General features: G+C 39.2%; 10 protein-coding genes. All 10 read left to right on the top strand.

All coding sequences use genetic code 11. The features are described 5' to 3' along the window. Window positions 1–226 precede the first annotated feature (226 nt). Window positions 227–583, top strand: coding sequence for an LPXTG cell wall anchor domain-containing protein (locus A5882_RS19130; protein WP_086373518.1), 357 nt, complete (start codon window positions 227–229; stop codon window positions 581–583). Then, complete coding sequence (locus A5882_RS19125) at window positions 580–1,446, top strand: WxL domain-containing protein (RefSeq protein WP_086373517.1); 867 nt, start codon at window positions 580–582, stop codon at window positions 1,444–1,446. The genes A5882_RS19130 and A5882_RS19125 overlap by 4 nt, the downstream gene beginning before the upstream one ends. A gap of 174 nt (window positions 1,447–1,620) precedes the next feature. Then, on the top strand, window positions 1,621–2,604 hold the full coding sequence (locus tag A5882_RS19120) for a DUF916 and DUF3324 domain-containing protein (protein ID WP_086373522.1): 984 nt from the start codon (window positions 1,621–1,623) through the stop codon (window positions 2,602–2,604). A 5-nt stretch (window positions 2,605–2,609) separates the two neighbouring features. After that, on the top strand, window positions 2,610–7,091 hold the full coding sequence (locus A5882_RS20210; RefSeq protein WP_086373516.1) for a WxL domain-containing protein: 4,482 nt from the start codon (window positions 2,610–2,612) through the stop codon (window positions 7,089–7,091). A gap of 68 nt (window positions 7,092–7,159) precedes the next feature. Continuing rightward, on the top strand, window positions 7,160–7,507 hold the full coding sequence (locus A5882_RS19110) for a hypothetical protein (RefSeq protein WP_086373515.1): 348 nt from the start codon (window positions 7,160–7,162) through the stop codon (window positions 7,505–7,507). Between the two features lie 824 nt (window positions 7,508–8,331). Beyond that, on the top strand, window positions 8,332–8,931 hold the full coding sequence (locus A5882_RS19105) for a tyrosine-type recombinase/integrase (protein ID WP_086373514.1): 600 nt from the start codon (window positions 8,332–8,334) through the stop codon (window positions 8,929–8,931). 48 nt (window positions 8,932–8,979) lie between these two features. Next, the gene (locus A5882_RS19100) at window positions 8,980–9,672 is read left to right on the top strand and encodes a Fic family protein (protein WP_086373513.1); all 693 of its coding nucleotides are present in this window, start codon (window positions 8,980–8,982) and stop codon (window positions 9,670–9,672) included. Between the two features lie 434 nt (window positions 9,673–10,106). Next, window positions 10,107–10,280 carry a PBECR4 domain-containing protein gene (locus A5882_RS19965; protein ID WP_254908559.1) on the top strand — a complete coding sequence of 58 codons (174 nt, stop codon included), beginning with the start codon at window positions 10,107–10,109 and terminating at the stop codon, window positions 10,278–10,280. Between the two features lie 390 nt (window positions 10,281–10,670). Further along, window positions 10,671–10,871 carry a cold-shock protein gene (locus tag A5882_RS19095; RefSeq protein WP_005237682.1) on the top strand — a complete coding sequence of 67 codons (201 nt, stop codon included), beginning with the start codon at window positions 10,671–10,673 and terminating at the stop codon, window positions 10,869–10,871. Window positions 10,872–10,938: 67 nt separating this feature from the next. Further along, on the top strand, window positions 10,939–11,154 hold the full coding sequence (locus A5882_RS19090) for a hypothetical protein (protein ID WP_086373511.1): 216 nt from the start codon (window positions 10,939–10,941) through the stop codon (window positions 11,152–11,154). Window positions 11,155–11,284: the final 130 nt, after the last annotated feature.

Genomic DNA, 11,284 nt, shown 5'->3' with positions numbered 1-11,284 from the left:
ACATCTTAAAATTGAAAGGGTATGGTGAATTAACCTGTCTCTTATACACATCTAGATGTGTATAAGAGACAGGTGAATTAACAGCTATAAATCTAGAAATATTTGGTGTTTTTAATGACCATAATTAGGTCTGTCTCTTATACACATCTAGATGTGTATAAGAGACAGTCTTTACATATTCAGTTCTAAAAAACGAAGAATTTTGGGAAATACAAGGAGGAGGGACATGACGAGAAAGAAAATTGGGTGTCAGATTCTCGTACTTTTGTGGGGACTATTGCCGCTTGGAATGACTAGTACCGCGAATGGGACAGAAGTTAAAGCGGTAGAGACTACAGGAAGTATCGGATTTACCGGCACATATGTACCGATCGGGAATCCAGACCCCACACCACCACATCCAGGTGAACAACCACCGGTGCTAGACAGTGCCAAACCAGGTGGTTCATTGCCACAAACAAATGATGCAGCCCAGCCATGGCTCATTTGGCTAGGAATCATTCTTCTTAGCTTCGTTTCCATTCGATGGAAACACACACACTCAGTACAAAAAAAGATGAAGAAAGTAGGAACATTAACATGAAATTTATTCGACTAGCAACGATTGCCGCATTATCTACAACTATTTTAGCCGGAGGTGCAACTTCTGCATTTGCGGAGGAAGACGGCCCAAAAGGACAAGAAGTAAGAACAGTAGGAACGGATGGAGAAATCAAATTCACTGCACCGACAGATGAAGATGGTGAGTTAGAAGTCATCCCCCCATTACCAGGTCCAGATGTAGATATCGACCCAGAAGTACCTGGAACGACTGGTCCTTTATCGATTGTGAAAGCTGCAACGATGAACTTTGGGTCACAAGTGATCTCAAACCAGGATCAAACCTATAATATGGTTGCCGAGATGCAACAACTTGCAGGAACCCAAGGAGACAATAACAAAGTTCCCTATGTTTCTTTTGCACAAGTACAAGACTTGCGTGGAACAAATGTTGGGTGGGATCTACAAGTCAGCTTATCAGACTTCACTTCCACCACACAAAATAGCGTGCTGACAGGGGCTGAGATCGAGTTTGTGAGCCCACGGATTCAGTATGAAGGAAACACGGCAGCCAATGCGCCAACGGCGCACGCATCGGGATTAAAATTATTGCCTAATGGTGCGGCACGTCCTGTGATGACCGCTGGCACAGGCAAAGGGGCGGGGGCTTCTTCTGTTATTTGGGGCAATCAAGCCGACTTGGATGCCCAATTTGCGAATGACGACATCGACGTGGTAGAAAACAACGCGATTCGTTTATCCATCCCAGGATCAACGACCAAAGATGCGACAACCTATAAGTCGACATTGAACTGGACATTAACAACGATTCCTGATGCAGATGGCCCAGAAGCGGGTGAACCAGATACCCCGAGTACGCCGGAAGCACCTGGAGACAACACATAATGTAGTGAATTGATTCCTTAGGAACTCTCAACAGCGTTACAAGTTCTTGTAGCGCTGTTTCTTTAAGAAAGGAGATTGTTTAGTTTGACCCGAAATATTTACTTACCTATTTATCATGCGGCCACGAAGTGGCTCGTTCTGTTAGTCATTTCCTTTGGCCTTTTTTGTTTTCCTATGATCAGCCATGCGAATGAAGGCAGCCTCAATTTTTATGTCACACCTGAATTTCCTGACAGTCAAGTCGAAGGATCAAAGAGTTATTTTGATTTGAATCTAACAGTTGGAGAAACAGAGACCTTAGGGCTGAAAGTACAAAATGCCAGCAGTGAACCGATTCAAGTGCAAGTGACACCTCACACGGCGTATACCAACGTACATGGGGTCGTGGAGTATGGCAAAGATGCCGAAGAACCGGATACGAGCCTCGTGCATTCATTGGATGAATTGATTGCCCCTTCGGGCATTGTGGATCTAGCAGGAAATGAGACAAGAACAATTACACTTCCATTACATATGCCTGAAGAATCATTTGAAGGGTTCCTAGCTGGCGGCCTGCACATCAAGGAAGTCAAGGAAGAACAAGAAGAGACGACAAGCGAGGAAGAGGGGCTTGCGATTGAAAATGAATTCGCCTATGTGGTCGGTGTTGTAGTGAGTAATTCCCGAGACTCCGTTCAACCTGATCTGGCTCTCTTAGATGTTTTTGCGGATCAACTGAACTACCGTAATGTGATCAGTGCCACGATTCAGAACTTTACGCCCACCTTTGTGAATCGGATGGCTATAGATGCGATGGTTCAACGAGTAGGAGAAGATGAGGTTCTCTATGAAGCCAGTGAAGAAATGATGCAGATGGCGCCAAACTCTCATTTCAACTTCCCTATTTCCTTAGAAGGGGATCGTTTTCAAAGTGGGGAGTATCTTTTAAAACTAACTGCAACTTCAGGTGAAGAAGAATGGAACTGGGAGCAGACGTTTACAATTGAGGCCGATGAGGCAAGGGGACTAAATCGACAAGACGTGATGATCGATTCAAGTCTGAATTGGTGGATGATTGGCGCAATCATTTTGGTGGTTCTTTTACTTGGCATCATTTTGTATCTACTGATTCAAAAAAGAAAGCAAGGGCAAATGAGCAAGAACAATAAGAAGGAGTGACCGAAATGACCACGAGATTCAGACGACCGATGCTTGTGCTAGGGACGCTCATCTTGATCATGCAAGCTTTATTCATGCCTGTCGTCATGGTCTACGCAGAGACAATGACGGACACTGAGGAACAAGAATTAGTGGAACTATCACCAATGAAAAACTATCTGGAGGAAGAACAGGTCAGTGATCCACGCTTTTTCTTTACTCGTTCTCGAATGCAAGGAACGGTAGAAGAACCCCTTCAAGTGACATTCTTTTCTGATCAAGAAGTGTCTGAAGCGCGAGTATTATTACCAGAAGAAACAACGCTCCTGAAAGATCAATTACAAATAGGGATTTCAGTTGAGAAAGGAGCGCAGCCTAATGAATGGCTCGTTCAGTCAGAACGTGCGCAACATACATTTGTCCTTCCGTTAATAGTTGAAAAAACGGGAAACTATGAACTATCGGTGGAAGAGACGACGGCTCGTTTAGAAATCAATGAGCAAGAAGAGATTAGCGAGGAAGTCCCGGTCGAAGAAGCGGAATCGTCCGAGGATGATCCAGCTGGACAAGAGGAATTGAAAGAAGAAAATGGAATAGAAGAAGAGCAAGAGAATGAACAACCGGCAGAAGGGGTACGTAAGCCTGTGTCAGAAGCTGCGCAGGAGCAAAAAAAAGATGAGAAAGAGACCGATGAGGCGTCACAAGGGGGCGAACCGACAGTCTTTAATGGAGAAACAGCAGAAGTTTCTACGATGGAAGAATTTAGAGCAGCAGTTGCCAATCCTGATGTTGGAATCATTTCTGTTCAAGCCAATTTGACTGAAAGTACTGGTAATATTATTACAGTAGATCGTCCATTGGTTATCAGAGGGAATGATCATATGCTTAATTTTACTAATGGAAACTTTTATTTTGACTTATTAGAAGTTCACCAAGCATCTGTATTTAAAATTGAAAATATTCGTGTCACTAAATTCGGAAGCAGTGCTGGTGCATTGATTCAGTCGTCGGAAAATGCGAGTAAACTTTGGACGCTTGATATCAGTGATGTAATTGAAGAGGGGAATAACACATGGAGATTTATACTCATGCCCAATGGTAAAGTAAATTTTTCAAATGGAATTAACACCTTCATATCCGAGAATTCATATGTAAGATTTATTGAAGCTAAAGAAATAGTTATATCAAATCAAACAATTGTCCAAATTAAACGAGGAAATGCTATGATGATTCATTCTTCAGAACCAAATTCAAAACTAGAGGTTTCAGAAAATTCCGAATTGAAAATTTACACATCAGGTTTAGCAAATCCTATTGATTTCCGAGGCTCAAATGCTAAAATAATCGTCGATGAAGGATCCAATTTGGAGGTTCATGGATATGGTGGGAGCGACGCTGCAACGAATACACTAAATAATACAATAGCAATGACTGGAAACAATTCTTCTGTCTTGGTAACAAATGGTTCTGCTTTAACTGTTTATACAACGAATGCTAAAAGAGGTATCGTTTTGATAGGAACAACGCCTACTCTTCATGTGGAAGACTCCTCATTGACTGTTACGAGTGCAACTGCAGCAGCTCTTCATATTAATGGAGTATCACCGCAACTAATTCTTGATTTATCAAGTGTAAATATTTCAAGTACTACTGGTCAACGAATCAACTTGATTGGTGCCAATCCATTAGTATCAATGTCTAGTACAGAATTTAATATGAATGCTTCAAGTGGTCGAGGTTTTTATTTGCAGGGGTCAACGCCGAAAGTACTCATGGATAACAGTCATTTGATGATGACAGACACTGGTTCTTCTCAAGGTATTATTTTACAAGGACCAGATGCGTTGCTATCTTTGAGTAATCAGAGTGAACTGACAATTACAGGTGCAGGAACTGGTGCAACAGAAAACATACAGATTGGGAACAACAATGCTCGCCCGGAACTTTCAGTTACCGATGGATCTAAACTTTCAGTAACAACAACCAGTGGCACGGGTGCTGCGACTGATACAGCGAATAATGCCATTCATTTACGAGGAGCTGATGTAAAAGTAGTATTTGATGATGGTGAGCTCAAGATAGATGTAACTTCTGGATCACGAAGAGGTCTCTTCGTGAATGGGGCAATGGCAGATATTTCATTTATTGATAGTAATTTCGAGGTAAAAACCAGCAGTAGTGCTAATGCAATAGAAATTCTACAATCGGTTAATGGATCCACAGTAATTAGAAATAGCAAGGTGACTATTCCAATTGGATTTTTATACTTAATGACGGGTGAAACACTGGAAATTGATAATTCTGAGATTGATTCTGCTAGACTTTTTCACAATGCTCTCGATGTAGTAATAAAAAACAATTCTTTTGTGAATCTTCAGCAGGACGGGATCCGATCAATTGGTGGTTATATTGCCCCGATAAACCCTACAGCAGGAGTGATGGGATCCAACAGATTTGGACAAACTCTTTCAATTACAACCGGTGCAGTGGTATCTATAAAGCGTTCTGACGGTGTTGGAAATTCCCAAGGATTTAGGATGGGATTGGGCAATTCAACTGTTTCTGTAGAACAGGGTGGAAAGCTTTATATCGATAATCTAGGAGACGGTACACCCAACAATAGTCAAAATGGAGCTTCAAACGCAGGAGTGGCATTTAGAAATGGAAACAATAATAAATTTATTGTAAAAGATCCAGGATCTGTAGTGTCAATTATTGCGCAAACTGGTGCTGCTATAACAAATTCTTGGGGTGATACAAAATTCTCTATGGATTTAGAAGTAAGTAATGGAGGTTATTTCTCAGCTGTTAGCAACACTGCCACAACAGCTTCGGGGACATTTAATGTTTCTACTTTGAATGTAAATTTCGATAATCCTTTATTCTTAGACTTTAGAAATTTACAATCAAGTGGTGGAGTTCTCTTTTCGACTGATAGTGCCTCTACATTAACTGCTTCAAACAGTGATTTAGCTTTGTGGCAAAGATTTAGTAATTTAGATTCTGACCCCTCTTTTAATTTTCGGAGTTTAGCTTATTCGTTCTCAGGTACAAATCTTTCTACATTGGTTAGCACAAGTAGACCTGAAGAACTGAACACATCAGTTATTGGAACAAGTGGTCTTTCTCAGTTCAGTAGACTATCTTCCAATAATGGTCGATGGGCTATCGCAGATGAACTTAGAGTTCCGACCAATGCCGATAAGAAAATTCATGGCCGAGTGAGTCTTCCAGTGGGGGTAGATGAAAGTCGTCCTGCTTGGGATGATGAAGCAATTGTTACCGTAGAAGTCGAAACCCCGACGGGAGGAACGACACAAGAATATACGGCCAAAACGGTGGGTGATACAAATGAATCAAAAGGAATCAGTATTTATGGCGAAGAGCCTCGAGGTGGACTCTTTGAAATCGATTTAGATGAACCGTTAGAAGCTGGATCAAAAGTTCGAATCAGTAAAGTTGAGCTGACGAGTGGCGAACTTACAGAAGGTTTTGAACATCAAATTTTGACGGATACGGTGGAAGTCTTCCCGATCGTACCACCAACACCGGCACAATTTTCTTCGTCAATTATTGCACAAGACAGCACCACGATCCAAGGAATAACGGAAAATGTAGATGCAGAAGTAACAGCTACACATAATGGCAACCCTATCAATACTGAATCAGTCACGGTAGAAGCGGATGGTAGGTTTACCTTAGACTTAAGTGATGTTTCTTTAGAAATGAATGATGAAATACAAGTATTTCTTCGAGATGCTGAAGGATCAGCTGTAGCTGCAGGAGTTGTTAATCCTCCAGAAACAAATAATACTCGCGGAAATATCAACCCGGCCACTGAATTAGCGTTCCACGATGTCACTTTTGAACCGGGTACGACACTAATCGTTGGGGATCTAGGTCCTGTCTCACCGGTAGATCCTTTGGATCCGGAAGTAGAAGTGGATCCAGAAAACCAACCAGAGTTACCCGAGGATCAAGGACAACTAAGTATTGATTTTGTTTCTCAATTTAATTTCGGTACGCAATCAATTTCACCTACAAATAAAACCTATTACGCGCAACCACAACGATTATTGAATGATGAAGGTACGGTTAACGATACCGAAAAACGACCAAACTATGTTCAGGTCAGTGATCGTCGGTCAGAAAATGACCGTAACGGTTGGCAACTGGCCGTAACGCAAAACACGCAATTTACGACTGAGAATGATCATACTTTGCTTGGCGCACAGCTGCAGTTGATGAACCAACAATTGGTCACCGCTCAAGGTGGAACAGAACCTTCCCTGCAAGCAACGAATCCGCTAGCGCTTGTTCCGGGACAAAAACGCACATTGATTCGTGCCGAAGGCACAGAAGGAACCGGGACGTGGATCTATCGCTTCGGAAATGCCGAAAACGCACAAGAAAGTGTTGCACTTCATGTGCCAAAAGGCGCGAACCCACATGCCGAAAGCTATAGAACGACCCTTACCTGGGAGCTTAGTGCAGTTCCTGAAAACTAAGACATTACCGAATGGAAAGGAGCAGTTGCTCTTTTCCATTTATCTAAAAACTAAAAAGGAGGAAACGCATGCGATCATTTACAACGAAAAAAGAATATATTGCTTATTTCAGACAAGTACTAGAAAAGAAAACACAAGAACAGCCGGTGATAGAAGAATATGTAAAGAAACAATGCTGCCGTTTGGATCAATTGATGACTCAATTGTCACCAGAGACCTTTTGGCAAGTGTTTCCTGAGCTACTAGGGATTGATGCCAAGCTTAACCTACTGGTGGAACTCATAAAGTTTGAAGATTTCTCAGCAGATGAACTTCTTCGAATCGTAGAAAATGATTATCGAAGTTATTTTAAGGAATTGTGTGGGTATGATCTACGAACACAAACACCACCTTCCATGATTTTTCAGGTAGCTTAAAATAGATCTAATCGATGTTGCCCAAAGGTAAGACGCACAACTAGAAATACTTGATTTCGAAAACATAGGAAATTGTAAACAAATAAGTATCCGTATCTCAAAATTGGATATAAGGAAAAAGGTCAGAACCTTTTAGGTTTCTGATTCTTTTTTTACGTTGTTCCTTTCATAACTCCTTCAGAGGCTTAATTAGTCAGATTCAGTTAAATAGTCAAGTTATGGAATTGAGAAAATTATTTCAAGGGGTCAAAAAATTTTTAAATTTTTGATCCTTTTTTGATTCCTCATTTCATTAATCTTACAGCAGCTCAATAAATTAGGTCAGAAACTATCTCCATTTGGAGGACAACAGAGTATACTCTGGTGTCGCCTCTGATTTATCAAATTTATAAATCTTTAATAGTGTCCATGTAGATTGTGCAAAAAGATTTCTCGAATCATAAAAATTCATGATGGATTATTTTGAAAAAAAGTGGTCAATAGCCATTGGAAAATAAGAAGCATTCTTTTTTTAGAACGTCTCTTTTGAGTGTGATATTATATTCGAAGATGATTATATTGCTGACAAATTTTGTTTGTGTAATATTTGCGAGTATCCATTAGCAAGCAGAACATGCATCAATTGTTTTGTAAAATAAATAATGTGTTTATCATATGTTTAATGTGACACAAACTGATTCTGTCACATTCGTCAAAATCGCTCCATCCTTAGAGGCTCTAAGAGAAAATCACTTTTCTTTTAGGGCCTTTTTTCTATAGCTTGTTTAAATGTGACTTATTATCTGTTATAATCATATTAAGTAACATTTGAGAGGTGGCTAAAAATGAAGAGCGTGGAACCGATTCGCGACAAAAAAAAGATCGATGCCATGAAGGCAATTTTGGCTTCCGGAAAATATGGGCAACGGAATTTGGTGCTTTTTTCGATCGGGATCAATACAGCCTATCGAATCTCCGATTTGAGACAGTTAAAATTAAGTGATGTATTAGAAATTTCTCGTGGGCGGGTGATTGTCAAAGAACGTCTGGCCATGAAGGAGCAAAAAACGGCCAAACACAATTCGGTCTTCATTTCGAACAAATTACGAAAAGTGATTCTCGATTATGTTCAATCGGAATTTTCTGAGCAGATGCAAGCACAAGACTTCAGCAATTATTTGTTTCCAAGTCGAAAAGGAGCAGATACGCCTTTGACCCGACAAAGTCTTTGGCGGATCATTCATGAAGCAGGAACGGCGGTTGGGTTAAAAGAAATTGGTCCCCATTCGATGCGCAAGACCTTCGGCTACTTTTTGTACAAGCAAGGGACCAAAACAGAGATCATTCAGTCGCTGCTCAACCATTCTTCGCAGCGGGAGACCTTACGCTATATTGGGATCACCCAGGAAGATAAGGATACCGCAGTAAAGAGTTTGGATCTATGACAGAATAATGCCCTATATAATAGAAGGAAAAATTCAAGAGGTGAGAAAATGAATGAAGAAAAATGGCCTGAATTTCCTGATAAATACCACTTATCTCGCAAAGAGTCGGTGTATTTATTGAAGAAGAACATTGTAGAGCTGGTGTATAATGCGGGGAAATTTGAAGGGTTAAACACAACATTGTTACAAACAGAAGAGATTATTAAGTACAATCGGGCTAATAACGTGGCTGTAGATGATGTCCTGACCGTCGTTAACTTAAAAAGAGGCTTTGAAATGCTTTTAAACGATGTACAGGTGCCCCTAATAGAGACAAGTAAGCGGATTAATCGGATCGTTGCAGCGGAAGATGCACTTTTTCCTGGTGAAATTCGGACTGGTGGAGTAGAAGTATCGACTATTCAGGGAAGGTATGTTCCTCCAATGTTAACTGAAGATGAGGTAAAGAATCAATATGACAAGATAATGAATCAAGAGATATCAGAGACAGAAAAGGCATTGCGACTGTTTCTATTCATTTCGAAAAATCAAATATTTTGGGACGGTAATAAGAGAACTGCGTTATTAACTGCTAATCAGATTATGTTTAGCCAAGGTTTGGGATTACTGTCGATACCTGAATCTGTTTTCGAAAAGTTTAATACGCTTTTATCCAGGTACTATAATAGTAGTCAAGTTATTGATGAGTTGGAAATGTTATCGTTTATGTATGAACACTGTATCTTTGGTATTAATTATTAGCAAATAATTTGAGAAGTAGCGGACAATGATAACTCTAGAAAAAGTAAAACAATCAAAGAATGTTTTTTTGCGGTTCTTTATAAAAAAGTTGTACACAATCTAGAAGACATGTTTTTGATAAGTTTCGTGATTTGATTAAATTAGCAAAGTAGCTGTTTTTCTCAAATTAAATGGCTATTCATTTTTAAAGCTAATAATTAGTGAAGATTCATGAGAAATATTTGACATAATAGTATAAAGATGAGAATGTAATAGTGTAGATAACTTGAGTATCTACTATAGCTGTGATAATCTTCGGTGCGCTGGAATGCACTGGTGGTTTGAGCTTTAATAGGGTTGTGTGCGTACACCTCAAACCAGCAATTAAAACACTCATAATTTAACTTTTAGAGATTTCGTAAAGAAATCTCTTTTTTTGTAAGGAAAAAACAACAATGGAAAATAATGACATATTATATCAAGCAGCCAAAATTTTTGAAGAAATTAAATCCTATAAAATTGAGATTTTAATAGGAAGAAAAGATCATGCGGAAGTATTCACAATTGTTTTTGAAGATAGTGATTTTCATCATCTGGCTGGGTTACACAAATTAACTGACATAGTTTAGGGCAGATCAAGTAGACATTGCTTCAGGAAAAAGCAATACACAAACTTTCAGGAGAAGAAGGTGTTTGGTACAAAATCCTGCATACAAAGAGTGACGGTTCTCAATTCCGTACATAATATATAATTATGTTGCCATAGGGAAGGCTTTTTAAAGTCTATATATAAATATTAATAGATAACTTAGGCAAAAACTCATATCATTAAGTTTTACTTTAGAAAAATAACTTATTTTTCCAAAATTACATTCTCGTGTAATGATGTGTTATACTAATTGTAGTGATATATTTTGAATCGTATTAAGAGTGCTATACTTAAATTTATACTCTCCTTTTGCTAATCAAACATTTATTGCAACAAAACGCATACTAGAGATGCACAAGGAGGAAACAATATGAATAAAGGTACAGTAAAATGGTTTAATTCAGATAAAGGTTTTGGATTCATTACAGGAGAAGATGGTCAAGATGTATTTGCTCATTTTTCAGCAATTCAAGCGGATGGATTTAAATCTTTAGATGAAGGTCAAGCAGTTACTTTTGATACTGAAGAAGGCCAACGCGGCTTGCAAGCTGCTAATATCTACAAAGCATAAAAGTGTCTTTTAACCCGTCTCAACATGTGTGAGGCGGGTTTTTTCATACTTCAAAGGAGGGGTAAGAATGAGTTTTTCACAATGGAAACCACAACAACTTTCAATAGAAGGTCAAGCTTTTCATATAGATCAACAGGTCATATTTATATATAGAAAAAAACAAGCGGCTGGAACAATTATAAAGCTACTCAGTAATTCGGCAGTTGTAACCCTTTCAAATTCAAAAGTGACAAATACTACAGAAAGAACTGTTATAAATTATAAAAATTTAATGGGTAACTGAAATCAATGAAGAATAGTTTGAGTTTTTTTGATGACGTACTATGTAATATGTAAACTAGATAGACGATTGGTTTAAGTGGAGGAATAAAATGCAAAAAGAAGCTATTCATCAGTTAATCGTAAAATTGACA

It is taken from the genome of Enterococcus sp. 4E1_DIV0656, assembly GCF_002140695.1.
GTDB classification, from domain to species: domain Bacteria; phylum Bacillota; class Bacilli; order Lactobacillales; family Enterococcaceae; genus Enterococcus_D; species Enterococcus_D entomosocium.
The sequence above is the reverse complement of the archived record's forward strand: the minus strand, read 5'-3'. Positions and strand labels throughout refer to the sequence as shown.